The sequence below is a fragment of the Mesorhizobium sp. M0185 genome (assembly GCF_040322175.1).
GTDB lineage: Bacteria > Pseudomonadota > Alphaproteobacteria > Rhizobiales > Rhizobiaceae > Mesorhizobium.
In genome coordinates this window covers 61,274-86,138 of the sequence record NZ_JAMYSY010000007.1, presented here as the reverse complement: position 1 = coordinate 86,138, position 24,865 = coordinate 61,274, and the positions used below count along the sequence as shown (strand labels likewise).

Annotated in this window: 21 protein-coding genes; 7 read left to right on the top strand and 14 right to left on the bottom strand. The window is 63.3% G+C overall.

Annotation, left to right across the window (positions count from 1 at the left end):
• Positions 1 to 8 precede the first annotated feature (8 nt).
• From NKJ20_RS08165 to NKJ20_RS08155, 3 genes are read left to right on the top strand one after another with little or no spacing between them, the layout of a single operon-like run.
• Complete coding sequence (locus NKJ20_RS08165; RefSeq protein WP_352682725.1) at positions 9 to 929, top strand: amino acid ABC transporter permease; 921 nt, start codon at positions 9 to 11, stop codon at positions 927 to 929.
• Positions 916 to 1,689, top strand: coding sequence for an amino acid ABC transporter ATP-binding protein (locus NKJ20_RS08160; RefSeq protein ID WP_023674014.1), 774 nt, complete (start codon positions 916 to 918; stop codon positions 1,687 to 1,689). The genes NKJ20_RS08165 and NKJ20_RS08160 overlap by 14 nt, the downstream gene beginning before the upstream one ends.
• Positions 1,690 to 1,734: 45 nt before the next feature.
• Positions 1,735 to 2,916, top strand: a complete 1,182-nt coding sequence (locus tag NKJ20_RS08155; RefSeq protein ID WP_352455185.1) for a M20 aminoacylase family protein — start codon at positions 1,735 to 1,737, stop codon at positions 2,914 to 2,916.
• 123 nt (positions 2,917 to 3,039) lie between these two features.
• Here the strand turns inward: NKJ20_RS08155 and NKJ20_RS08150 are convergent, their stop codons facing one another.
• From NKJ20_RS08150 to NKJ20_RS08135, 4 genes are all read right to left on the bottom strand, one after another.
• Positions 3,040 to 4,602 carry a hypothetical protein gene (locus NKJ20_RS08150; protein ID WP_352743461.1) on the bottom strand — a complete coding sequence of 521 codons (1,563 nt, stop codon included), beginning with the start codon at positions 4,600 to 4,602 and terminating at the stop codon, positions 3,040 to 3,042.
• Positions 4,603 to 4,760: 158 nt separating this feature from the next.
• Positions 4,761 to 6,743, bottom strand: a complete 1,983-nt coding sequence (locus NKJ20_RS08145) for an ABC transporter permease (RefSeq protein WP_352743460.1) — start codon at positions 6,741 to 6,743, stop codon at positions 4,761 to 4,763.
• A complete protein-coding gene (locus NKJ20_RS08140; RefSeq protein ID WP_352743458.1) occupies positions 6,740 to 7,816 on the bottom strand; it encodes a quaternary amine ABC transporter ATP-binding protein in 1,077 nt (358 codons plus the stop codon). Before NKJ20_RS08140 ends, NKJ20_RS08145 begins: the two co-directional genes overlap by 4 nt.
• A 74-nt stretch (positions 7,817 to 7,890) precedes the next feature.
• Positions 7,891 to 8,862, bottom strand: coding sequence for an ABC transporter substrate-binding protein (locus NKJ20_RS08135; protein ID WP_352743456.1), 972 nt, complete (start codon positions 8,860 to 8,862; stop codon positions 7,891 to 7,893).
• A 565-nt stretch (positions 8,863 to 9,427) separates the two neighbouring features.
• Here NKJ20_RS08135 and NKJ20_RS08130 point away from each other — a divergent pair.
• Positions 9,428 to 10,504: a D-alanine--D-alanine ligase family protein gene (locus NKJ20_RS08130; protein WP_352743558.1), complete on the top strand. Its 1,077-nt coding sequence runs from the start codon at positions 9,428 to 9,430 to the stop codon at positions 10,502 to 10,504.
• 58 nt (positions 10,505 to 10,562) lie between these two features.
• Here the strand turns inward: NKJ20_RS08130 and NKJ20_RS08125 are convergent, their stop codons facing one another.
• The 5 genes from NKJ20_RS08125 to NKJ20_RS08105 all read right to left on the bottom strand — a co-directional run bounded on the left by NKJ20_RS08125 (position 10,563) and on the right by NKJ20_RS08105 (position 15,863).
• Positions 10,563 to 11,348 (bottom strand): SDR family oxidoreductase, encoded by a 786-nt coding sequence (locus NKJ20_RS08125; protein ID WP_352743454.1) that lies wholly within the window; start codon positions 11,346 to 11,348, stop codon positions 10,563 to 10,565.
• 8 nt (positions 11,349 to 11,356) lie between these two features.
• Positions 11,357 to 12,121 carry an SDR family oxidoreductase gene (locus tag NKJ20_RS08120; RefSeq protein WP_352743452.1) on the bottom strand — a complete coding sequence of 255 codons (765 nt, stop codon included), beginning with the start codon at positions 12,119 to 12,121 and terminating at the stop codon, positions 11,357 to 11,359.
• A gap of 127 nt (positions 12,122 to 12,248) precedes the next feature.
• A complete protein-coding gene (locus NKJ20_RS08115; protein ID WP_352743450.1) occupies positions 12,249 to 13,757 on the bottom strand; it encodes a sugar ABC transporter ATP-binding protein in 1,509 nt (502 codons plus the stop codon).
• Positions 13,758 to 13,790: 33 nt separating this feature from the next.
• Positions 13,791 to 14,729 carry a sugar ABC transporter substrate-binding protein gene (locus NKJ20_RS08110; RefSeq protein ID WP_023674026.1) on the bottom strand — a complete coding sequence of 313 codons (939 nt, stop codon included), beginning with the start codon at positions 14,727 to 14,729 and terminating at the stop codon, positions 13,791 to 13,793.
• Between the two features lie 150 nt (positions 14,730 to 14,879).
• Positions 14,880 to 15,863, bottom strand: coding sequence for an ABC transporter permease (locus NKJ20_RS08105; protein WP_502902797.1), 984 nt, complete (start codon positions 15,861 to 15,863; stop codon positions 14,880 to 14,882).
• 308 nt (positions 15,864 to 16,171) lie between these two features.
• Here NKJ20_RS08105 and NKJ20_RS08100 point away from each other — a divergent pair, with 308 nt between their 5' ends.
• Positions 16,172 to 17,134, top strand: coding sequence for a sugar-binding transcriptional regulator (locus NKJ20_RS08100; RefSeq protein WP_031211026.1), 963 nt, complete (start codon positions 16,172 to 16,174; stop codon positions 17,132 to 17,134).
• Here NKJ20_RS08100 and NKJ20_RS08095 read toward each other — a convergent pair.
• From NKJ20_RS08095 to NKJ20_RS08080, 4 genes are all read right to left on the bottom strand, one after another.
• Positions 17,131 to 18,624 (bottom strand): xylulokinase, encoded by a 1,494-nt coding sequence (locus tag NKJ20_RS08095; RefSeq protein WP_352743446.1) that lies wholly within the window; start codon positions 18,622 to 18,624, stop codon positions 17,131 to 17,133. The two genes, NKJ20_RS08100 and NKJ20_RS08095, sit on opposite strands and share 4 nt — an antisense overlap.
• A gap of 20 nt (positions 18,625 to 18,644) precedes the next feature.
• Positions 18,645 to 19,967, bottom strand: a complete 1,323-nt coding sequence (locus NKJ20_RS08090; protein ID WP_352579437.1) for an NAD(P)H-dependent oxidoreductase — start codon at positions 19,965 to 19,967, stop codon at positions 18,645 to 18,647.
• 214 nt (positions 19,968 to 20,181) lie between these two features.
• Positions 20,182 to 21,288 carry a mandelate racemase/muconate lactonizing enzyme family protein gene (locus tag NKJ20_RS08085; protein WP_352743444.1) on the bottom strand — a complete coding sequence of 369 codons (1,107 nt, stop codon included), beginning with the start codon at positions 21,286 to 21,288 and terminating at the stop codon, positions 20,182 to 20,184.
• A 60-nt stretch (positions 21,289 to 21,348) separates the two neighbouring features.
• Positions 21,349 to 22,065 carry a GntR family transcriptional regulator gene (locus NKJ20_RS08080; protein WP_352743442.1) on the bottom strand — a complete coding sequence of 239 codons (717 nt, stop codon included), beginning with the start codon at positions 22,063 to 22,065 and terminating at the stop codon, positions 21,349 to 21,351.
• A gap of 252 nt (positions 22,066 to 22,317) precedes the next feature.
• Between NKJ20_RS08080 and NKJ20_RS08075 the strand changes: the two genes are divergently transcribed.
• Both NKJ20_RS08075 and NKJ20_RS08070 read left to right on the top strand, forming a co-directional pair.
• Positions 22,318 to 22,938, top strand: coding sequence for a TetR/AcrR family transcriptional regulator (locus NKJ20_RS08075; RefSeq protein ID WP_352452550.1), 621 nt, complete (start codon positions 22,318 to 22,320; stop codon positions 22,936 to 22,938).
• Positions 22,925 to 23,398 carry a cupin domain-containing protein gene (locus tag NKJ20_RS08070; protein ID WP_352452551.1) on the top strand — a complete coding sequence of 158 codons (474 nt, stop codon included), beginning with the start codon at positions 22,925 to 22,927 and terminating at the stop codon, positions 23,396 to 23,398. The genes NKJ20_RS08075 and NKJ20_RS08070 overlap by 14 nt, the downstream gene beginning before the upstream one ends.
• 310 nt (positions 23,399 to 23,708) lie before the next feature.
• Here NKJ20_RS08070 and NKJ20_RS08065 read toward each other — a convergent pair whose 3' ends face one another.
• Positions 23,709 to 24,863, bottom strand: coding sequence for an efflux RND transporter periplasmic adaptor subunit (locus NKJ20_RS08065; RefSeq protein ID WP_352743440.1), 1,155 nt, complete (start codon positions 24,861 to 24,863; stop codon positions 23,709 to 23,711).
• Between the last annotated feature and the right edge of the window lie 2 nt (positions 24,864 to 24,865).

Below are 24,865 nucleotides of genomic sequence, written 5' to 3'. Positions count from 1 at the left end.
AGGCTGCCATGACCGACGCCACCGCTGCCTACGCGGCCGGGCTGCCGCGACATCCCGACGACGCGCTGCGCGACGTCAAACGAGCCCACCGGCCGTTTCCGCTCGTCCGGCTGGCGCTCTGGGCGTTCACCGTCGCCGTGGCGGCCGGCTTCGCCTATATCGTTGCAGTCAACCCGAATTTCGGCTGGCCGGTCGTCGCCCAGTATTTCTTCGATCCGACGGTCATGCAGGGGCTTTCCGTAACGCTCGGCCTGACGGTCGTGGCGATGATCCTGGGTATCGTGCTCGGCCTGCTGCTCGCCATCGCGCGTATGTCGAACGACAGGCTGGCATCCCTTCTCTCCGGCCTGTTCATCTGGTTCTTCCGGGGAACGCCGCTGCTGGTGCAATTGATCCTGTGGTACAACCTTTCGACGCTGTTTCCGCGCATTTCCATTGGCTTCGCCAGCTGGAACACCAACGACCTGATCACGCCTTTGACGGCCGCCGTTCTTGGTCTGGCACTGAACGAGGCCGCCTACATGGCCGAGATCATCCGTGGCGGGCTGCTGTCGGTGGACAAGGGACAGGCCGAAACGGCTGAAGCCTTCGGCATGACCCGCGCCCGGTCCTTGCGGCGCATCATCATCCCGCAGGCGATGCGGTCGATCGTGCCGCCGACCGGCAATCAGCTGATCAGCATGATCAAGGCGACGTCGCTTGTCAGCGTCATCGCCATGGCCGACCTGCTCTACTCGGTGCAGTCGATCTACAACCGCACCTTCGAAATCATTCCGCTGCTGATGGTTGCAGTGCTGTGGTACCTGCTGATCACCTCGGTCCTCAATGTCGCGCAAGGCGCGATCGAACGCCACTACAGCCGCGGCGACCGCGGCGCCCGCGAGAAGACGGCGACCGCCACCCTGGAGGCCGCCAATGAGCGCGCATGACACGCCCCTGGTCCGGGCGCGCAACGTTCACAAGGCCTTCGGCCCGCTCGAGGTGCTCAAGGGCATTGATCTGGACGTCGCGCCTGGCGAGGTGGTGGTCATTCTCGGACCGTCCGGCTCCGGAAAGTCGACCTTCCTGCGATGCATTAATCATCTCGAGGCGATCGACCAGGGGTCGATCGAGGTGGACGGCGAGCAGATCGGTTACCGGTTGCACGACGGCCGCCTCGACAAGCTTTCCGACCGCGCGATCGCCGCGCAGCGGCGCAAGATCGGCATGGTGTTCCAGCAGTTCAATCTCTATCCGCACATGACGACGCTGCAGAACGTCATCGAGGCTCCGGTCGGCGTTCACCGGGAGAACCGCAAGGAGGCGATCGGCTACGCCCGCGAACTGCTGACCCGTGTCGGTCTTGCCGACAAGATCGACGCCTATCCGCGCCAGCTTTCAGGCGGCCAGCAGCAGCGCGTCGCCATCGCCCGTGCGCTCGCCATCCGCCCGAAATTGATGCTCTTCGACGAGCCGACGTCGGCGCTCGATCCGGAGCTGGTCGGCGAGGTGCTCGCCACCATGCGCGATCTCGCCAGGCAGGGCTTGACCATGATCGTGGTCACGCATGAGATCGGCTTCGCCCGCGAAGCGGCGGATCGGGTGGTGTTCATGGACGATGGCAATGTGATCGAGGCCGGGCCTCCTGATGAGGTTCTCGCCAAACCCAGGCACCCGCGCACGCGGGCTTTCTTAAGCCGTTTCATCTAAAAGCAAAGCCGGCGCGGCACCTGCTCGGCCGGCAAAGGACCTCCCATGCCAAAGACCTCCAACCAGTTCGCCGACATTTCCGACTTCGCCGACAAGGCCGCCGAGCTTGCAGCGGCCCGCCAGCACCTGCACGCGCATCCCGAGCTTTCATTCCAGGAGCACGAAACGGCTGCATACGTTGCCGAACGGCTCGAAAGCTGGGGCTATGAGGTGACGCGCAATGTCGGCGGGCTCGGCGTCGTCGGTCGCCTGCGCCAGGGCAGCGGCCGCAGCATCGCCATCCGTGCCGACATGGACGCCCTGCCGATCACCGAAGCTACCAATCTCCCATATGCCAGCCAGGCCAGCGGCAAGATGCACGCCTGCGGTCATGACGGCCACACCACGATGCTGCTCGGTGCCGCCGAATACCTGGCGCGCACACGGCATTTCAACGGCACGGTGAACCTCATCTTCCAGCCGGCCGAGGAAGCCGGCAAGGGAAGCGGGGCACAGGCGATGATCGCCGACGGCCTGTTCGAGCGCTTTCCCTGCGATGCGATATTCGGGCTGCACAACCACCCGGGCGCGCCGACGGGTTCGTTCCTGATGCGCGCCGGGCCGCTGATGGCGGCGAGCGATACCGTCACCATCAGGATCGCCGGGCGTGGCGGCCACGCCTCGCGTCCGCACCTGACGGTCGACCCGATCGTCGCTGCCGCCAACATCGTCATGACCCTGCAGACGGTTGTGTCGCGCAACGTCAACCCGATCGAGACGGCTGTCGTCACCGTCGGCACGATTCACGGAGGCACGGCCTCCAACGTCATCCCGGAACACGCCGAAATCACGCTGAGCGTCCGCTCCTTCTCGGCCGAGATCCGCGACACGCTCGAGCAGCGTATTCGCAATATCGCAGCACTTGTGGCGCAGGCGCATGGCGCAACGGTCGAGATCGATTACGAGCGCGGCTACCCGGTGGTGGTCAATTCCGAGCGCGAGACGTCCTTTGCGACAGACATCGCTGTCGAACTCGTCGGTCAGGACAAGGTGTCCGTCTGCCCGTTGATCCCCGGCAGCGAAGATTTTTCTTATTTCCTCGAACACAAACCCGGTTGCTTCCTGCGCCTCGGAAACGGCGAGGATTCAGCCATCCTGCACAGCTCGAAATATGATTTCAACGACGGCAATTTGACCGTCGGCGCAGCGCTCTGGGCTCGTTTGACCGAGAGATTCCTGGCCGCTTGATCCATACTTGCGGCTGGGATTGTCGATCGGCCGGTCGAACATTATTGGGGCGACCGGCCGCGCGACGATGCGAAACAAATTCTCACGCATTCCCCCTCTTGGAATGCGATAAGAGCTTCGCTTTCAGACAAACAAAAAGTCACTCGTCGTCAGCGGGCTTGTAAAGTTTGCGAGAGTAACTTGATCGACTCCTGCGGTAATGATGGTGTCGGTTCCACTTTGCGCAATTGTGAGATCATCGAACGATTGCACGCCCTCCACGCCACTAAATACAATGGTGTCGCCTTGGGTCTGGCTGAAGTCGTAGATGGTGTTTTGGGTTCCGACCGTCATTGAACCATCGTCCTTGAATATGAATTGATCTCTGCTGCCCTGAGCCAGTTCGCTCAGTTGCCCGTCACCCCACATATCGTTGATGACGGTGCAGCCGGGTGCCGCGCTCCCGGCGTACAGGGTATCGTTTCCGCCCAGAGCCGAACCGGACATTTGTAGAGCGTCGCCGCACAGGAAGTTGCGGACCTGGCCGCTTTCGCTGTTGTGGCCCCCGGTAAGAATGTCGTTGCCGCCCCTGGCGGAACCGGACATAGCGAGGGCGTCGCCGTACAACTCGCTTAGAACATCCGGACCGGAGTTCCTGTCGCCACCAGTCAGGGAATCATTGCCGCCCACAGCGCTGCCGAGCATCGTGACCGCATCGCCATACCCTAAATTATGAGTGCCTTGCAGCACGGCCACGTCGTCGCCACCGCGAGCGTGGTCGGACATGTTGGCGCCCGCGTCACCGTAGAAACTTATCTGGGAGCCACCAGCGCTCGTGAAGTTGTCGTTGCCGCCTTTGGCAAAACCGGAAAGATCACCGCCCGCATCGCCAAAGAGGGTTTTGTTCGGGATCGCCCCACCCAGATCCGTGTAATGGTCGTCGCCGCCCTGAGCATGGTCCGACATATCGCCGCCGGCATCGCCGAAGAAAGTGCTGGTGGAAAAGAAGGCGCCCGTGAACGTGTCGTTGCCGCCCTTGCTGTTACCCGACATATCGCCGCCGGCATCGCCGTAGAAAGTGTTGAGCGAGTCGGTCCGGCTCGTATAACTGTCGTCGCCGCCCTGGGCATTGCCGGACATGTTGCTGCCGGAGTCACCGAAGAAGGTGTTCGTGGCCTGCCTGGAGCCCTGGAAGGTGTCGTTGCCGCCCTTGCTGTGATCCGACATTTCGCCGCCCGCATCACCGTAGAAGGTGTGGGTAGCTCCTTGTACAGTGCTGGTCAGGAAAGTGTCATCCCCGCCACGGGCATAGCCGAACATCTTGCCGCCGGCGTCACCATAGAAGGTATCGACTACCTGCCTTGCCACTCCACTGTTGAAGGTATCGTTGCCGCCCCTGCTATGGTCCGACATATCGTCGCCAGCGTCACCAAAGGCAGTGGTGGTGGAGGATGACAGCCCCGTGGTGAAGGTATCGTCACCGCCCCGAGCAAAATTGAACAAGCTCCGAGCCGCGTCGCCGTAGAAGGTGTAGGTCGACGGTGCGGTTTCCGTAAAGGTGTCGTTGCCGCCTCTTGAGAAATCGAGCAGGCTGCCGCCAGCGTCGCCGGTCAAGATATTCGTATTCGGATCGCCTGTGAGGGCGTCATCGATACCCCGCTGATGATCTGCTAGATCACCGGTAGTAAAGGGAACGCGTTTAGACATTATCCGCTCTCCTGTTGAGCCTGCCCGTCCCATGGCAGCCGTACGATGTGAGGCAAAAACGAGCAATAATCCCGAATGGCTATGTCTTTAGGCGTAGGGATCGGTGCCTCGTTAACGGCGCGCTTGGCGGCAGCTTCCTGAGGCCGTCCTATTCCGGACTATCCCAGCCTTGCCCGAGCCTTCGCCGTCCAGGCGTTGAACAGCCGGTCTGCGACAATGCCGATGAAGGCGATGGCCAGGCCGGCGACGATGCCGCGGCCGGAATCGGCCTTGGACAGGGCGATGAACACCTCCTGGCCGAGATCGCGCGTGCCGACCATGGCGCAGATGACGATCATCGCCAGCGCCATCAGGATGGTCTGGTTGACGCCGAGCATGATCTCGGGCAACGCCAGCGGCAGCTGCACGCGACAGAAGGTCTGGCGCCTGGTGCAGCCCGAAACCTTCGCCGCCTCGATCAGCGCCGGCGGCACCTGTCGAATGCCGTGATTGGTGTAGCGGATCGCCGGCACCACGGCGAAGGCGACGGTGGCGATCATCGCGGTGACGTCGCCGACCCTGAACAGCATCACCACCGGAATGATGAAGCAGAACGACGGCAGCACCTGCAGCGTGTCGATGACCGGCGTGACGGTCTTTTCGAAGCGGTCGCTGCGCGATGCCATCAGCCCGATCGGGATGCCGATCAGGCAGGCGATAAAGGCCGAGATTCCGCACAAATAGACCGTCGCCATGGTCTTTTCCCAAAGTCCGGTGACGGCGCAGAACGCTGTCAAAGCCGCGACCAGGGCGGCGAGGCGCAAGCCGCCGAGCTGGTAGCCGGCAAGGCCGAGGAGACACACCGCGCCCAGCCACGGAAAACCCTCGCAGAAGGCGCGCACCGGGTTCAGCACGTTGAGGATAAGCGCCACGCGGAACGCTTCGATCGTGTCGAAGAAGTTGATGGTGATCCAGTTCACCGCCGCCTTCCACAAAGGCGCGGTGGTGAAGGTGATCGCTTTCGGCACCGCGGCGAACGCCGGCACGAACAGGCCGAGCAGCGTGGCGACGGCGAGGATGGCAACGGCCAGCGTCAGATTGGGATAGCGCCGCCAGAAACTGGTGCTGGCCTGGTGGCGGACATTGCCCTTGGCGTGATTGTGCGCGATCGCCTGGCTCAGCCGGTCGAGTGCAATTGCCAGTGCGACGATGGCGAGGCCAGCTTCCATCGCCTCGCCGACCTTGAGCGCGCGCAACGCCAAAAGCACGTCATAGCCGAGCCCACCGGCGCCGATCATCGAGGCGATGATCACCATATTGAGCGCCAGCATGATGACCTGGTTGACGCCAACCATCAATGTCGGCCGCGCCGACGGCAACAGCACCCGCCACAGTTTCTGCCGTGCCGTGCAGCCGGCCATCTCGCTGAAATCGTCGATCTCCGACGGCACCCGCGACAGGCCGAGCATCGTCGCCCGCACCATTGGCGGCGTCGCGAAAATTGCCGTCGCGATCATTGCCGAGACCGGGCTGTTGCCGAACAGAAGCAGCATCGGGATCAGATAGGCGAAGGTCGGGATCGTCTGCATCAGATCGAGGGCAGGGGAGATCAATAACCTCTCCGCCCAAGGCTTGCGCCATGCCCAGATGCCGGCGAACAGCCCGGTGACAATGCAAAACGGCACGGCGATCGAGATCAAGCCCAGCGTCAGCATGGCGCTGGTCCACTGCCCGAACAGCGCGATGTAGAGAAAACAGCCGCCGGCCAGCGCACCCAGCTTCCAGCCGCCGGCGGCGCGTCCGGCAAGGTAGGCGGCAGCGCAGACGCCGACCCAGGACAGGCGCGGCAAGACGATCATATCCGCGCCATGGCCGATCTTGAAATTCTTGGCCAGAAGACCGAGCGCGAAATCGAGCGGCACGCCGAGCACCGCGGTGATCGAGCGGGTCAGCCAGGAGAAGTTCGACTTCACCCAGTTCATCAGCGCACCGACCCAGTCTGCGACAGGAACGATCGCGCCGGCCGGGTAATTGACCGCCCAGGGCAGGCTTTCCTGCAGCAGGAAGACAATAAGCACGGCGGCGAGCGCGCAGGCCCAGATCGCCAGCCAGGTCTGAACCGGCCGGGGCCTCGCTGCGCTGGCGCTTGCCGTGACCGTCATGCGCCGGCCCCACGACGTTCTATGCCGGCGAGAAGATCGATCACCGCCTGCGGCGTGACTAAGCCGATCGGCTTGCCGGTGCCGTTGACCACCGCGAAAGGCTTACCGGCAGAGACGATATCAGCCGAAAAACTTGATATCTTGGCATCCGGCGCGACCGTGCCGCCGTACTCGGCGCCGTCGCAGGCGCGCATCAGGCTGCGCGCCGATATCACCTTGGCGCGATCGACATCGCGGGTGAATTCGGCGACATAGTCGGTCGCCGGATTGACCACCAGTTCTTCCGGCGTGCCGATCTGGATAACCTCGCCGTCCTTCATGATGGCGATCCGGTCGGCCAGCCGGATGGCCTCGTCGAAATCATGGGTGATGAAGACGATGGTCTTGTGCAGCATGGTCTGCAGCCGCATCAGCTCGTCCTGCATCTCACGGCGGATCAGCGGATCGAGGGCCGAGAACGGCTCGTCGAGGAACCAGATTTCCGGCTTCGTGGCGAGGCTGCGGGCGATGCCGACACGCTGCTGCTGGCCGCCGGAAAGCTCGCGCGGATAGAAATGCTCGCGACCGCGCAAGCCGACCAGCTCGATGACTTCACGGGCCCGCTTCTCGCGCGTCGGCCGGTCCTGCCCCTGGATGCCCAAGGGAAAGGCGATGTTCTCCAGTACGTTGAGATGCGGCAGCAAGGCAAAATTCTGGAACACCATGCCCATGCGATGGCGTCGCAGCTCGATCAGCGCGGCATCGGAAATCTTGAGCAGGTCCTTGCCTTCAAACTCGACCTTGCCGTGGGTCGGCTCGATCAGCCGCGACATGCAGCGCACCAGCGTCGACTTGCCGGACCCCGAAAGTCCCATGATGATGAAAATCTCGCCCTGGCGGATTTCGAGATCGACGGCGCGCACCGCGCCAACCAGTCCGGCAGCGGCGATGTCCGCCAGGCTGGCCTTGCCGTCGCGCCGGCGGATGAAATCGGCCGCGTCCGCCCCGAACAGCTTCCAGACATTGCGACAGGCAAGCTTTGTCGGGCGGGCATCGTTGCCCGCTTTCGCCGCCTGTTCAATCGTATCGGTCATGCGATCGTCCTTCTGGAACACGGGATCGAGACCCGGCCACGGATGGCCGGGTCGTCGGATTTCCAGTCAGACGGTCACTCGGCCCAGGCTTTCCAGTCGGCTTCGTGGGCGGCGATCCAGGCGGCGGCGACGTCTTCCGGCGTCTTGCCTTCGAGATCGATCTCGCCGCTCATCTTGTTGAGCTCGTCGGTATCGACCGTGTAGTTTTTCGCGACCTTGTAGGCGACCGGCCATTTGTCCTTCATGCCGGCCCAGGAATATTTCCAGATCTCGCCATGCGGCTTGCCGCAGTCATATTTCGCGTCGGGGTTCACGCCCCATTTCGGGTCGGTGTAGCACTCTGTCGTATAGTCGGGGAATTCGACCCATTCGCCCTTGTATTTGGCCGGCGCCCAATGCGGCGAATAGATCCACAGCATGATCGGCGCCTTGCGCTGATAGGCCGAGTCCAGTTCGGCGAACATCGCCGCATCGGTACCGGCATGGATGACGGTGAAGGGCAGTTTCAGCGCCTCGACGCGTTCGTCGTCAAAACCTTCCCATGTCACCGGGCCGCCGAGATAGCGCCCCTTCGGTGTGGTTTCGGCCGTCGAAAAGGCCTCGGCGCATTTCGGATCTTTCAGAGCTTCCCAGTTCGGCAGGCCGGGGCATTTCTCTTTCATATATTCGGGAAACCACCATTCTTCCTTGGCCTTGGGTCCGAGCTTGCCGAGGCGTTCGGTCTGCCCCGTCGCGTCCGAGGCCTTCATCGCTTCGCCGGCAGTCGTGTCCCAGAACTCCATGCCGACATCGATGTCGCCATTGGTCAGGCCGGTGGTCAGGCTGGAGAGATAGTCGGCGGTCGGATACTCGACGGTATAGCCGAGCTTTTCGAGGATGCCGCCGAGTATCTTGGCGTTCAGATTGACGCTGGTCCAGTCGAACAGCGCGATCTTGATCGGGTCGTTGGATTCCGGCGCCGCCGCCTGGGCCGAAGATGTCAGTGCGGCTGCGGCAAGTGTTAAGGCTCCCATTGAGAAATTCGAAATCATGCTCCGAAGTGACATGCTTGTTCTCCTGTCAAGCTCTGGTGGACGTTATCGTTAGTTCCCTTCTTGCGTCTTTTTTGATTGTGTTGGAAAAGCTGGTCGTTGCGCAAGGCCGTAGGCGCCACAATGCTGCCGAAGCGGATGCCGGCGCGCAAAACGGGGGTGGTGCCCAAATTGGTGAAGATGTGGCGCGGGAACCGGCCGCGTCATGACTGCGCAAGGATCGCTGCCGAAGCAGTGATCCACGGATCGATCGCCGGTCTTGAGGCGCAAACCATCAAAGTCCCATGATCTCGGCTGTCAGCTCGGCAACTCGCCAGAGCCACTTTCATGGGATGAAATTATATATACCAACGTTCATGTCGCGCAACGATTAACGCCGGTGCCAATTTCACAGCCCGTCCTTTTGCATGGACCCGTAGATGAGTTTGAAAAAAGCCAAGATTGCCGGTCATCGCGTATGCGAGCCGCGAGGACAGGATACCGATACAATGCAGCAGACCAAAATGCCTTACTTCTTCGCCAACCGCGGGATCGCCTTCGGCTTGTGACCTTTCAACACCAGATCGTATCCGAGGCTTTCATGACCTCTTCCTTGAACAGACTGCGAATTGCCGTGCTCTTTGGCGGACGTTCCGCCGAACATGACGTTTCGGTGCTTTCAGCAACCAATGTCATGCGTGCGCTGCTGTCCGCCAAATACGATGCCCTCCCAATCTTCGTCACGAGCGAAGGACAGTGGCTGCTGAGCAGCTTCCAGGATGGTACGCTCGCAAAGCCTGCGGGCGGTTTGGAAGTTTGCCTGGTTCCGGGTGGGCGCGGACGGATGATGGCGATCCCGGCCGACGGCACGCCCTATGATCTGCCGAAGATCGACATCCTGTTTCCCGTCCTGCACGGCCCTCATGGCGAAGACGGCTCGGTACAGGGGGTGGCCGAGGTGGCTCGGGTGCCGCTCGCCGGCTGCGGCATCCTGGGTTCGGCAACCGCGCTGGACAAGGACATCGCCAAACGGCTCCTGGAAGCGGCGGGGCTGCCAATCGCGCGCTCAGTGACGATCCATGAAGGTGCGGCGCCCGCCCTCGCTGCACTGGAAAGCGAACTCGGCCTGCCGTTCTTCATCAAACCGGCGCGTCAGGGATCGTCTGTCGGCGTCGGAAAAGTCCATGCCAGCCAGGAATTCGATGGAGCGCTTGCTGAAGCCTTCCGGCACGATTGCAAGCTGTTGGCCGAGGAATTCATTCGTGGGCGCGAGATCGAATATAGCGTGTTGGAGGACCCGGCAGGCGACCTGTTCGTCTCGCGGCCAGGCGAGATCGTGCCGGCCGAAAGCCACGATTTCTACAGCTACGATGCCAAATACATCGACGAGAACGGCGCGGCACTTAAAGTGCCGGCCGAACTGCCGCCGGAGGTCGAGGCAGCCATGCGGGACGTGGCCGCAAGGGCTTTCAGAGCCGTCGGCTGTGACGGGATGGCGCGCATCGACTTTTTCCTGACACCGGACATGCAATTCCTGGTCAATGAAATCAACACCATCCCCGGCTTCACCGATATCAGCATGTATTCCAAGGCAATGGCGGTGAGCGGCGTCAGCTATTCCGAAATCATCGACCGGCTCGTGGAGCATGGATTGGCACGGGCCGGCCGACCGGTCTGAACGCAGCGAAGCGGCTTTCAGATCCCGGTGGATGGTACGTTGGCCCGCGCGCCGCCGCTCACGACATGATCAGGCCGCCATCGACATTGATGGTCTGGCCGGTGATGTAGGCTGCATCGTCGCTGGCCAGAAAGCTGACCAGGCCGGAGACATCTTCGCCGCTGCCGGCGCGGCCCATCGGGATGTTCTTCACCCATTCGGCCATCAGCTCGCCGGGCTTGTAGTCGCCCATCAACTTGCCCCATACGGCATCGTTATAGGCCCACATATCGGTGTCGATGATGCCGGGGCAGATCGCGTTGACGGTGATCTTCTCCTTGGCCACTTCCTTGGCGAGGCTCTGGGTGATGCCGACGACGCCGAATTTCGAGGCCGCATAATGCGGCGTGTAGATAAAGCCCTGCCGCGCCTGGCCGGATGCGGTGTTGATCAGCCGGCCGCCATCGCCATGCTTGCGGATGCGCGCGATCGCCTCCTGGCAGCACAGGAACACGCCCTTGGTGTTGACCGCCATCACCTTGTCCCATTCGGCCTCGGTCATCGCCTCTATCCTGGCGATTGTGATGACACCGGCATTCTGTACGGAGATGTCGACACGGCCGAACTGTTGCTCGGCCAGGTCATAGAGGGCGACGACCTCGTCCTTTTTGGTCACGTCCATGCGCAGCGATGCGACCCTGGCGCCCGTAGCCTTGAGGTCGGCGGCGACCTCTTCGACGCGCGGGTCGATGGCGCTGACGACGACCGCGGCACCTTCCGCCGCGAAGCGCCTGGCCATTGCCGCGCCAATGCCGCCGCTGGCGCCGGTGATGACCGCCGTTTTTCCCAGGAATCGCTTCTGCATCTTTTCTCCTACCAGCAGACGAAGCCGCCATCGACGATCAGGTCGATGCCGGTGACGAAACTCGAGGCGCGGCTGGCCAGGAACACGGTCGGGCCGACCATCTCTTCCGGCGCCGCCATGCGGCCCATCGGCGTGTCGCGCTCAAAGATCCTGACCTGGTCGGCGACCTCCGGCCGCTTGTTCATCGGCGTCAGCGTGTAGCCGGGGCTGACGACATTGACGCGCAGGCCGCGATCGGCCCATTCCATGGCGAGGCTCTTCGACATGTGGATGACTGCGGCCTTCGACGAATTGTAATGCGCCTGGGTCAGGCCGCGATTGACGATCGAACCCGACATCGAGGCGATGTTGATGATCGAGCCCTTGCGTCGCGTCAGCATGGCGCGGGCCTCGGCCTGGCAGGACAGGAACACGCCGCTGACATTGACGTCATAGAGCTTCTGCCATTTCTCCAGCGACAGCGATTCTGCCGGCTCGGCGCCGGCAACACCGGCATTGTTGACGGCGATGGTCAACGCGCCGAGTTCCATCTTCGTACGCTCGATCGCAGCCGCCAGATCGGCCTCTGAAGTCACCGTGCCGGTCAGCACCAGCGCCTTGCGGCCGAGTGCCGTGATCCGGTGCGCGGTCTCATCCAGCCCGCCTTTCGAGGCGTGGCCGAAGCAGGCTATGTCGGCGCCGGCCTCGGCCAGCCCAATGGCGATTGCCTGCCCGATGCCGCTGCCGGCGCCTGTCACAAGTGCCACGTCACCATGAAGGTCGAATAATTTCATCGTCGGTCCCTCTGCTCCAACCGCCGTCCTCCGGAAATAAAGGGGCGCCAACTCTGTTGCTGGCGCCCCGCGCGGTCTGGTGCCCGGGAGGATACCACCTGCTGCGCTTTGTTTCGATGGGCTGTTCCTAGCTCGTGGCGAGTTCCATCACGGCGATATTGCTTGCTTCGCTGCGGTCGAGAATGCCGCGTTGCCGGCCGCGGCTCAGCACCAGCACGCGATGTGACAGGCCGAGCACTTCCTCGAGGTCGGAGCTCACCACCACCACCGCCATGCCGGAGCGGGCAAGGTCGGCGATGACATCATAGATCGCGGCGCGTGCACCGACGTCGATGCCGCGCGTCGGCTCGTCCAGGATGAATACCTTGGGCGGGCGCGACACCCATTTGGCGATGATCACTTTCTGCTGGTTGCCGCCGGAGAGCTTGCTGACCGCCTGGTTCGGCCGGCCCTTGACGCCGAGCCGGCGAATGCCGGCCTCGGCGAATTTCTGCACCGCCTTCGGGAACACCCAGCCATTCGGCGCGACATGGTCGAAATTGCCGATCGCCAGGTTCTCGCCGATCGTCTGGTCGAGCACCACGCCCTGCGTCTTGCGGTCTTCCGGTACCAGGACGACGCCGGCCTTGATCGCCGCCGCCGGGCCATTGAGATGCACCGGCTTGCCGGCGACGCGCACCGATCCCGATGAGATCGGATCGGCACCGGCGATCGCCCGCACCAGCTCCGTGCGTCCGGCGCCGATCAGCCCGGCAATGCCGAGGATTTCGCCGGCCCGCACTGAAAAGCTGACATTTTGAAAGCTGCGTTCCGGCGAGGACAGGTTCTCGACCTCGAGCAGCGTGTCGTTGCCCGGCGCCGATACCGTAGGGAACATCCGCTCGACACTGCGGCCGACCATTTGCTCGACGACAGTGCGCACCGGAATGTCGGCGCGCTCGTGCCGGGCGACGATGCGCCCGTCGCGCATCACCACCACGCGATCGGCGATCTGGGCGATCTCGTCCAGCCGGTGGCTGATATAGATGAAGGACATGCCTTCCGCCTTGAGCTTGCGGATCTGCTGGAACAGGAGCTCCGTTTCCTCGCCGCCAAGGGCGGCCGTCGGTTCGTCGAAGATCAGCAGCTCGGCATTGAGCGTCAGCGCCTTGGCGATCTCGACCTGCTGCTGGGCGGCGATACGCAGCGTGCGCACCTTGCGCTCGGGCGAGACATCGAGGCCGAGGCGCTTCAACTGGGCCGATGCCCGTGCATTCATTGCCGCTCGGTCGATGCGGCCGCCACGCATCGGCAGGCGGCCGACATAGACATTTTCGGCGACCGACAGATCGGGCAAGAGCTTCAGCTCCTGGTGGATCATGCCGATGCCGGCGTCGATCGCCGCGGCAGGATTGGCGGGGGAATAAGGGTTCCCCCGCCAGGTGATGGTGCCAGCATCGGGTTTGGTCGACCCGGCGATGATGTTCGAGACGGTGGACTTGCCGGCGCCGTTTTCGCCAAGCAGCGCCACGACCTCGCCCGGCCGCACCTCGAAGCTCGCATCGGCCAGGACCTGCACCGGCCCGTAGCTTTTGCAGAGGCCGCTGACGACGAGCCCGTTATGGGGGCTGTGCGTGTGGCGAGGATCGGTGGACATCGTTGCGCTCGTCGATTGTCGGACTGGTCTCAATCAGGGATGCTTGGCGATGAACTGCTCGACATTGTCCTTGGTGGTCAGCGTCGCATCCTGCAGCTGTTCGGCGGGAATGGTCTCGCCGGCCACCAGCTTGATTGCTGCATCGACGGCGAGCCGGCCCATGCCCTGGGTCTGCTGCGTCGCCGTCACGTCGAAGACGCCGTCCTTCAGTGCCTTGAGCGCCGCCACGTCGCCGTCGAAGCCGGCAACCCAGACCTTGTGGCCGGGATTGGCGACCTTGACGGCCTGCGCCGCACCGAGCGCCAGCGCGTCGGCCTGGCCGATGACGATCGACACGTCGGGGTGCGACTGCAACAGATCCTGCGTCAGCTTGAAGCCTTCGTCCTGGTGCCAGCCTTCGCTCCACAATTCGCCGACAACCTTGATGTCGGGATAGCCTTTCAGCGCTTCGCCGCAGCCCTTCGAGCGGTCGACTTCGGGCGTCGTGCCCTTCTGGCCGTGGATGATGATCAGCTCGCCCTTGCCGCCGGCCTGCTTGGCGATGTAGTCGCAAACCGCCTTGGCCGATGCCACGCTGTTGGTTGCGATGAAGGTATCGCCGGGCGCGCCATCGGCGTTGCGGTCGACATTGACGACTGGGATGCCGGCAGCCTTGGCGGTCTTGGTCGGCACGGTGGCGGCGGTGGCGCCGGCTGGAATATAGATCAGCGCATCGATGTTCTGCGTGATCAGGTCCTGCACCTGGCTGACCTGGGTCGCCGAATCGCCCTTGGCGTCGACGGTAACGACCTCGATGCCCTTTTCCTTGCCGTAGGCTTCGACGGACTGCTTGATCTGGTTGAAGAAGTCGGCCTGCAGATTGGCGACGGCGAGCCCGAGCTTTTTGGCCTCCTTGGCCGAGGCCATGTCGGATAGGCCAAGCAGCGGGATGACGGCCGCGGCGGCAAGCAGCAATGAACGTTTGGTCAGCATGTTTATTCCTCCGTTGATGTTCAATCTGTCCTGCCCGCGCATCGCGGCGCCCCTTGGCCGAACAACTCCCAGTTTCGGATCACCGATCCGTTTTCGCCCGAATATCAGGGCGAATCTCATTGAGCCCAATTCTTCATTGTGCCCCATTCTTCATTGTGCTCGGCGCCGCCAAGTGTCGGTGGCCACCGCCAGCGCGATCACCACGCCGATAACCACTTGCTGGATGAAGGGCGAGACACCGAGCAGGTTCAGCCCGTTGCGCAGCACGCCGATGATGAGGACGCCGATGGCTGTGCCGCCGATCGAACCGACGCCGCCCGACAGGCTGGCGCCGCCGATCACCACCGCCGCGATGGTGTCGAGTTCGTAGCCAAGGCCGGAGCTCGGCTGGACGGAATCGAGTCGGGCGGCAAGCACGATGCCGGCGAGACCGGCCAGCACGGCGCAGATCGCATAGACCCAGTTTGTCAGCGACTTGACTGGTATGCCGGACAGCCGGGCGACTTCGGCGCTGCCGCCGATTGCGTACAGGCTACGGCCGGTAGCGCGATAATTCAGGAAGATCGCGAAAATGACGGCAAGCACGATCATCAGCCCGACGGTGACCGAGAGGAAGCCGAAATGGCGGATGATCGACAGGCTGGTGAACCAGTCGGGAAAGCCGACGATCTGCGAGCCGTCGGTGATCATATTGGCGAGGCCGCGCGCCACCGACATCATCGCCAACGTGGCGATGAAGGGCGGCAGCTTGGTGACCGTCACCAGCAGGCCCGAAACCAGCCCGCAAAGGCCGGCGACGACGAGGGCTGCGGCGATGCCGGCCGGCAGGCCGAGATTGAGATAGTCCGGATGGGCGACGAAGCCCATCACCATGGAAGCCAGCGCCAGCACCGAGCCGACGGACAGGTCGATGCCGCCGATCAGGATGACCAGCGTCATGCCGATCGCCATGATGCCGAGCACAGTGACCTGGTCGAGCACGTTTAGGATGTTGCGGATGGTCAGGAAGGTGTCGGTGGTCAGCGAGAGCGCCAGGCACAGCAGAACCAGCCCGATCAGCGGACCCAGGGTTCCGGCAAAGACAGCCGAAAACCTTGCGCCCGCCGTAGCCTGCGCACCAGAGCCTGCCTTCAACTCGCCTGCCTTCACATTGCTTGCGTCGTTGCTCACAGCCACTTTGTCTCCTCCACAGCAATCCGGCGCTGCATCACCGGGCCACTTTGTTCACCAGGCCCCTCCCTGTGAACAATTTATCTTTAACATGCAATTTTGTTCAGCTAAACTGTTCGTCGGAAAATTGTCAAGGCCTGCCGCTTCATTCGACGACGGGTTTGCGCTGTCCGCCGGTTTGCCTTACGCAAGGTCTCGGAAATCTTGGGCATTTCGAAGTCGCCGGATTGGAATATCATGAGCAGGGCCGGCGGCTGCGGCAAGGCAAACAGATGACGATCGTAGAGAACGAAAGAGCCTCGCGCTTCCCCGACGCCGAACTCAAGGCCCGCGCCGCCTGGCACTATTATGTCGAGGGTCTTACACAGGAGCGGATTTCCGAAATTCTCGGCGTCGGCCGCATCAAGGTGCATCGCATTCTCTCCGCCGCCCGCGAAGAGGGTGTCGTCCAGTTTCGCATCCGCGACAGCGTCGTCGAATGCGTGATTTTGGAGGAAAGCCTCAAGCAGCGGTTCGGGCTCAGCCAGGCTGTTGTGGTGCCGTCGGCGGCCGACCGAAGCAACGCGCCGCTGATGATCGGCCACGCCGCCGCCGCCTACCTGGCCGACCATGTGAATGCCGGCGATGTCATCGCACTGGGCTGGGGGCGGACACTGAAATTCGCCATCAATGAATTGCCGCGGCGGCCCATCGCCAGGACGACGGTGGTTTCGATGCTTGGCGGCCTCACCCATGCCCAGCCGCTCAACCCGACAGAAAGCGCCTGGGATTTCGCCGAAAAGATCGGTGCGGAGTGCTTCCTGCTGCCGGTGCCGGTCTATGCCGACAGGCCGGAGCAGCGCGACGCTTTCATGAGCCAGCGCAGCGTTCAGGACGTCGTCTTCCGTGCACGCCGGGCAAACATCGCCGTGCTCAGCGTCGGCTCGTTTTCCAACGACAGCCCGATCGCCAATTACGGCTTCATCAAGCCAAGCGAACTCGAGGAATTGCAGGCGGCCGGTGCCGTCGGCGATATTCTGTGTCATTTCATCGACGCCGAGGGCCGCCCGGTCGACCACGAGGTCAACCGCCGCGTCTGCGCCTATCCGCTGCAGGATCTGTCGGATATCCCGAGCATCATCCTGGTATCGGGAGGCAGCGAGAAGGTAGCGGTAATGCGGGCTGCGCTCGCCAACACCAAGGTATCGGTTCTGATCACCGACGAAGACGCGGCCAAGGGCCTGCTCAATCGCTAGATTTCGCCGAGAGCGCTGAGGCGGGTGTGGATGTCGCGCGTCGCCTGATAAAGGTCGCGGTAGGTTTCCTTGCGGCTGCGATAGGCGGCGACAAGCCCGTCGACCGGATCGACATGCCTGGTGGGAGCGGCAGCCATTGCCTGCGCGGCGGCTTCCGGCGAGGCAAACCAGCCGACAGCCGCTGCCGCCAGCATGGCAGCGCCGAGTGCGGCGGCTTCGTTGACCGGCGAAACCGAGAGCGGCCGCTCGAGCACGCTTGCCATGATCTGCATGAGCAGCGCGCAATTGGTGCCGCCGCCGGCAGCAATCATCGCCGCCGGTCCGCCGGCCTGGGCTTCCATGGCCTCGGTGGCGACGGCCTGCTCGAAGGCGATGCCTTCCAGGACAGCGCGGAAGAGATGCTCCGGCCGGTGATCGAGCGACAGGCCGACAATTGCGCCGCGCGCCGCACCGTCCCAATACGGGCTCATGACGCCGGCCCAATAGGGCATGATGAGCAGGCCCTCGCTACCCGCGGCAACATCCAGCGCCACTTTCTCCAGCGCTGCCGCCGAGGGCGAACCGGTGGTTCGCACGATCCAGTCGACCAGCTGCATGCCCGAGCGCAGCACGGTCTCCAGCATGAAACCGGAGCCGGTCGGCGAGACCAGCGTGCGAAAGGCGTCCGAGGTTTTCACCTTGCCGGAATAGCAGCCGCTGACCACGCCGGAGCCGAGCGAGAGATAGCTCTTGCCCTCGCCGTAGACGCCCATGCCGAGACCCATCGCCTGACCGTCTCCGGCGCCGGCAACGACCGGCGTGCCGGCCCTCAGGCCGGTCAGCTGCGCTATGCTTGCGGAAAGACTGCCGCAGACCACGCCTGGTGCGACCAGCTCGGGCAATTGCTTCATCTGCAGTCCGGCGGCCGCAACGAGGCGGGGATGCCAGGTACCCTTCTCGACGTCGAGCAGCCCGAGCGGATCCGCACTTGCGGTGCTGGTGACCAATCGCCCGGTCAGCCGCTGGACGAAGAAGCCGTGCACGTCGACCAGTGCCGCTGCCTGGCGAAGCACTTGCGGCTGGTGCTCGGCAAGCCAGGCAATGGCGTAGAGCGCCGGCGTCGGGTCCGGCGGCTTGCCGCTCCAGTCGCGGATCGCCTCGCGGCCGAGTTCGGCCGAAAGCCTGATAACCTGCGGCCGGGCGCGTTCGTCGAGCCACAGGATCGCCGGCATGAGTGCTTTGCCGGCGCTGTCCACCAGCGTGAAGGTCTCTCGCTGGTGAGCGATGCAGATCGCCGCCACCCGCGCAGCGCCGACCGCCTCGGTGACCTGCTTCAATGCGCCAAGCAGCGCCGTCCACCAATGTTCGGCGTCCTGCTCGAAATGGCCGGGCTTCGGATTTGAAAGCGGGTACGGCTCGCGCGCCTGGAACAGCTCCTCGCCGTCGCGCGCGAAGGCAATCGCCTTCACGGCCGTGGTCGAGGCGTCGATCCCGATTACGACATCGTCCATCAGGCGGAGATCCGGCGGGGTCAGGCTGCGTTTGTAACGAACCGTCCGTCCGACTGGTCGAGACGGCGGCGGATCTGGGTTATCACCATCGAATCGTCGGGTACACAATTTTCATAGGTCAGGAAGTCGCCGGTCTTGAGCGGCTTGACCACCTTGGCGCGTTCGGCAAGGCCGAGCGGCAGGGCGCCGCGGGCGCGCGCATCCCCCCAGGTCATGGCGAAGCCGCGATAGTCATTCTCGCCGATCATGCCGAGAGATTGGCCCACACCAAGATCGCTCTTGGCGACCGCCACCGCCTCGGCCACAGGATGGTCGAGCGGCTCCATGTCGGCCCGCTTGTAGACCACGGCGCGCGCCGCCGACAGCGGCACTTCCAGGCTGGTCAGATGATAGGGCCGGAAGATCGTGAAATAGGGGCCCTTGCCGACCTTGAGGTCGATCATGCGCTCCAGCACACGCGGATGCCGGGTCTCGATGATGCAGAACACGCCGGGCGCCACACCCTTGCCGATCGAGTAATCGACCACGCCCTTGCGGTGCAGCACGCCGCCATCCTCGCGCGGGCAAAGCACGCTGGCCAACTCCTCCAGCGTCGCGGTCGGGCCGTGCATGCCCGGCACATCGGGCACCAGCCCGGTCGCATTGGCGATCGCCACCATCTCGATCGCCGTCTTCGAGCCGTCGACGAATTCGACCAGCATGCGCGCATTCATGTTGCGCTCGGCCGCCTCCTTCTCGTAGTCGGCCGGCATGGCGTCGATCTTCAGCGGATTGTTCTTGCCCTTGCCGGCGGCGATGATGTTGAAGCCGAGGCTTTTGGCAAAGCCGATGATCTCCAGCGTGCAGGCGGGCTCGTCGCCGGCGGCACCGGTATAGACGACGCCGGCCTTGCGTGCCTCCTCCTTGAGGAAGCGGCCGATGGTGATGTCGGCCTCGACATTGAGCATGACGATGTGCTTACCGTTCTTCATCACTTCCAGCGCGAACAGCGTGCCGATATTGGGATTGCCCGTCGCGTCGATGATGACGTCGATCCGGCCGGCCGCCGCCAGCGCATGCAAATCTTCGGTCACCGCGATCTTGCCGGCCTCGATGGCGCGGTCGATCGCGGCGGCATTGCCGGCCTGGACGATGTCGGAACGGTCATGGCCAGCGAGCAGCGCCGCGTCGATCGCTGCCTGCGGCCTGACTTCGGAAATGGCGCCGATCCGCATGCCCGGCATCAGCGCGACCTGGACGACGATGTCGGTGCCCATCTGTCCGGCGCCGGCAAGCCCGATGGTGATCGGCCCCTGCTGTTCAGCGCGCTGCAGAAGTTCCGCTGCAAATTGCGGATGGGACATGTCGCTTCCTCCAGTTCCTGACGCGCCGCAGCGTCCAAATCAACGTTTTGAACATTTCTATTTGCAAATGAAAAATATTTCAACCGGCAATTGGGCATTGTCGCTCTGCAATCGGCCGAAGACGATTGGATGAGCGGTCAATCCACACGGCCGTGCCTCCGCAGTCAGAAGGACGCGGCATATTCAGGTTGATTGGGTGCAGCCTTGTTGCAGCTCAGCTGCCGATTTCGAAGAAGGGCGCACCAAGCAGGCCGGGAACGACATCGATGCCGAGGCCCGGCCCATCCGGAATGCCCATACGGCTGCCTGAAACCGGCGGCATGTTGGATGCGGTGCGCACCGTCACCCATTCGTGAAAGGCGATGGCGTGCAGCCGGCGCTCCTCCGGCGTCGACAGCGACAGATGCGCCATCGCCGATGTGTCGATCTCGGCGCCGCCAGTGTCTTCGACCGTGATCATGAAGCCGAGGTCGACGGCAAGGTCGCGGATCTGGCGCGTCTTGGTAATGCCGCCGAGGCGCGAGATCTTCAGCGTCAGCCCGTCGGCGGCGCCCTTGCGGTGGATGTCGAGCATATCGTCCAGCGAGGCGACGGATTCGTCGAGCACCATCGGCTTGTCGAGCGAGCGGCGCACCGACAGGCATTCGTCGATGGTCGTGCAGGGCTGCTCGAACGTGTAGTCGATGGTGCGCGTCGCATCCACGAACTGGCGCGCCTGGTAAGGGGTCCAGCCGGCATTAGCGTCGCAGAAGATGACGGTGCCCTTCGGCACCGCGGCGGCAACGGCTGTGACGCGTTCGATGTCGTCATGGACGTTGCCGCCGACCTTGACCTGCAGCCGGTGAAATCCTTCCCCGACGATGCGCTTGGCGAGCGCGGCCATCGCGTCGACCGTGCCGTGGGTGACGACCTTGTAGAGTTCCGCCGTCTCGCTCTCGCGGCCGCCAAGCAACGTGACCAGCGGCACGTCGGCGGCGCGCGCCGCGAGATCCGAGCATGCCATGTCGAGCGCCGACTTGACGTAGGGATGGCCCTTGAACACCGTGTCCATCAGCCTGTTGATACTGGCAAGCCCGCGTGGGTCATGGCCAATGAGATGCGGCGCGATCTCGACGACGCCGGCGCGAGTACCCGCAGCGAAGGCAGGCGAATAGAAATTGCCAAGCGGCGCCATCTCGCCCCAGCCGGTGAGCCCGCTATCGGCGATGACGGCGACGATCATCGCGTCGAACGCATCGGCGACACGCCCCTTGGACATGCGGTAGGGCCCGTCCACGAAGGGCTGCACGACATGATATGCCTTGATGGTTTTGATCTGCACGTTTTCTGTCCGTTGTCTGTGTTCCGGGATGTCCGTCAAATTTGTCGGGCTCAGCCGCCTTTAAGTCGGGCCGGCACGATCGGCGCCGGCGCCCTTTGAGCCGCGCTGTTCCAGCCCGCGCGCATAGGCGAGCAGTTCCTCGAAATCCAAATCGATATGCTCCTTGGCATGGCGCTGGGCGGCGGGCATGTCGGTGCCCTTGAGCAGCCGCACATAGGTCTCGTGAGCATCTTCGGCAGGCACCGGCTCGTTGCGCGCCCGCTGGTGCAGCGCGAAATACATCTGCAACCGGCTGGTCAGCCGCTGCCAGGTCTCCAGCAGCACCGAATTGTCGGCCCATTCATGGATCAGGCCATGCAGTTGCAGCGCCGTTTCGATCTGCCGCGTCGTGTCCAGTTCGCGCGTCGCCTGCTTCACCGCCGCATGGCGCCGGTCAAGTTCGTCGAAGAAGCGCTGGTCGCGAAGCGGCCAGGTCCGCGCGATGGCGAATTCGTCGAGTACCTTGTTGAGCGAATAGGCATCGTCGATGTCCTTGGCGGTGACGTTGATGACGAAGGTTCCGGCGTAGGGGATGCTGGTCAGGATGCCTTCCTGCACCAATTCGCGCATCGCCTCGCGCAGCGGCGCGCGGCTCACCCGCATCTGCTCGGAAATCCTGAGTTCGTTGAGCTTCTGCCCCGGTTCCAGCCGGCCGGTCAGGATCGCCCGCCTCAGCAGCGCGACGATCTCGGCGCGTCTTGTCGTGTCGGCGATCGGACTGAAATCCAGCGTTGCCATTCCGGCTGCTCCAGGGAACCGAAAGCAAGACAAGCAGATTGTCGACAATCTAACAAGAGCTGGATTCTCGATCCTGGAGACATTGGCGCCCCTCCGGCCGCAGCCAGCCTGGCCATGCAAGCCGACCAGGTCCCGGCCGCTGAGCGTCAGCTGGCCTCTCGCAGCGCGAAACGGCCTGGTGCGTAGCCTTCGCAATGTCCATTGACGACTGGGAAGGTTTGTGTCACTAGCAGTGACATGAATTCACAAACGATGACTCAGAAATACGAGAGCCCGCTGCGGGCAGAGCAGGCGCAGGCCACGCGCGAGCGCATCCTCGCGTCCATTCGAACGATTCTGGAGCAAAATCCGTACAGCCTCCTTGGCTTCGATGAGGTTGCCGAGGTTTCGGGCGTAAACCGACGGACCATCTTCCGCCATTTCCCGACGAAGGAAGCGCTTTTGGAAGCCTTTTGGGCCAGCACCAATGCCTCGCTGGGAGTGCGGTTCTGGCCTGAGCGGGAGCAGGATCTGATCGATCTTCCTCCCGACCTTTTCGCCTCGTTGGACGCAATCGAAGGCGTAGTCAGAGCCTCGCATGCGAGCGCTACCGGGCGCGAGATGCGCCTGCAAGCCAATGGTGAGCGGCAACGTGCCTTTCAGAGCAGCCTTTCGCAAGTCGCAAACGGAATGGACCCGAAGGCGGCGCGCCAGCTTGAGGCCGTGATCCAGCTCCTGTTCAGCGCCACTGCCTGGCAGACGATGAAAGACTACTGGGGTCTTACCGGCCGTGAGGCCGGAGAGGCAGCCGCCTGGGCAATTCGCGCCTTGCTCAATGCGGCAAAATCGCAGCAAGGCGCTGTTCGAAAGGAAAAAGCAAGTGACTTGGGATAAGACCAAAGCGACGGTCCATCCGGCCGATTCGGTTCAAGGCTTCTGGGTGATGGGCGATCAGGTCGCTGTCCGGGCAAAGCTCGCTGGGACGGCACTCAACGTGATCGACGTCACGGTACCTCCTGGAAGCGGCACGCCGCCCCACACGCATCCTTCCGCGGAAATTTTCCGCATTCTCGAGGGCACCCTCACGATATGGACAATGATCGATGGGGTCGCGCAAGAATATGAGGTGGAACCCGGTGATGTCGTCACCATTCCGGGCAACGCGCCCCATGGCTATCGCAATGCTGGTCCCGTGCCGGTTATTTTCATGGCGATCGTCGACGACGAGATGATCGCATTCTTCGAAGAGGCTGCATCCAAGGACGCGCCCTCCGGCCCGCCGACCGCTGGCATGATTAACCGCGTGATCGAGCTTACCGGACGCCACGGGATCCGGATCCTGCAGGCGGCCTGACCGGCGAAACCGTTGCGCCAGGATTTGACCTGGAAGACGGTGCCTTATGCCGCCTAAATCCAGCAGTCCATCCCTCCAGGTCGAAGCGGGCGTTCGCGCGATAGCCGCGACAAGCCGTCGGCTGGATGGATGTCTCGTTTGCTGATCCACAAACTGCCTTCACAGTTGGAGAGCGCCTCTATGCTGCCATCGTCGCCAGAGCCGCCGTTCGCACAACGGCTTGAATCGGCCGTGTCGAAAACATCAGCAAAAACGGCGCCCTTGGCGTGGGAGCCGAGGGCGCCGCGGGACCGGAACCTGATGGGGGTTATCAGGTGGCCGGTTTCTCGGGCAGCGGCGAGACCGGCATTCCCGGGCCGATCTTCTGCAGATTGCCGGTAATCACCCGGTCGCCTTCGGCCACACCGCTCAAGATGGCGACCTGATCGCCATTGGTCGGTCCGAGCGAAACGATACGCTGGTCGACCGTGTTGTCCTTGCCGACGACATAGAGATATTTGCCGAGCTGGCCTGAGCCGAGTGCCGTCTGCGGTACCATCAGCGCATCGGGCTGCTCTTTGACGTGCAGCCGGACGCGGACATATTGGCCGGGCAGCAGCGTGAACTTGCCGTTACCGACCGTCGCCCGTGCCGTGATCGTGCCGGTCGAGCGATCGATCGTGTTGTCTATGAAGGTAAGATCGCCCTTCTGGCGCGGTTCCGTTTCACCGGGAAGCAGGACGTCGACACAGATCGGTCCCGCGGCCCGGGCTTCCTCGATCTGTGTCAGGTCCGTTTCGCTCGGATTGAAGGTGACGTAGATCGGATCGAGCTGCACCAGCGAATTGAGCACCGTGCCGGCGACGCTGACCAGCGTTCCAACGGAAGCCTGGCTGCGTCCGATGCGTCCCGCGAACGGGGCACGGATTTCGGTATAGCTCAAATTGAGCTCGGCGGTCCGCAAGGCGGCCTGGTTCACGGCAAGCGAGGCCTGAGCCTCACGTAAGGTGCTGGTGCGCTGGTCGAACACGTCCTTGGCGAGATAGCCGCTCTTGGCGAGCTCGCTGCCGCGCCCGAGATTGGAGCGCGCATAATCGAGCGTCGCCGTGTCGCGCTGGATAAGCGCCTTCGCCTGCTCGAGGGCAGCCTGGAAATCCTCCGGCGCGATCTTGTAGAGAAGGTCGCCCTTCGCAACGTCGCTGCCGTCGATGGCGACCTGCTCCTGCAGATAGCCCGGCACGCGCGCCTGCAGCGTGATGCTGCGGATCGGCTCCACCCGGGCGGCGTAGTCGAGATAGATCGGGATCGTCTTCTTGACGACGCTCACCACCGGCACCGGCATGACAAAGGCTTCCGGCTTGGGGGTTGCCGCCCCGGCTGTGCCGGCGTTGAGGCTGAGGCTGCCCATGTCGAGCAGGTGAACGCTCGCCACCGAAATGGCCCCAAGGGCGACGGCCGTTCCCAGCGCGATTTTCCATTTACGCATGA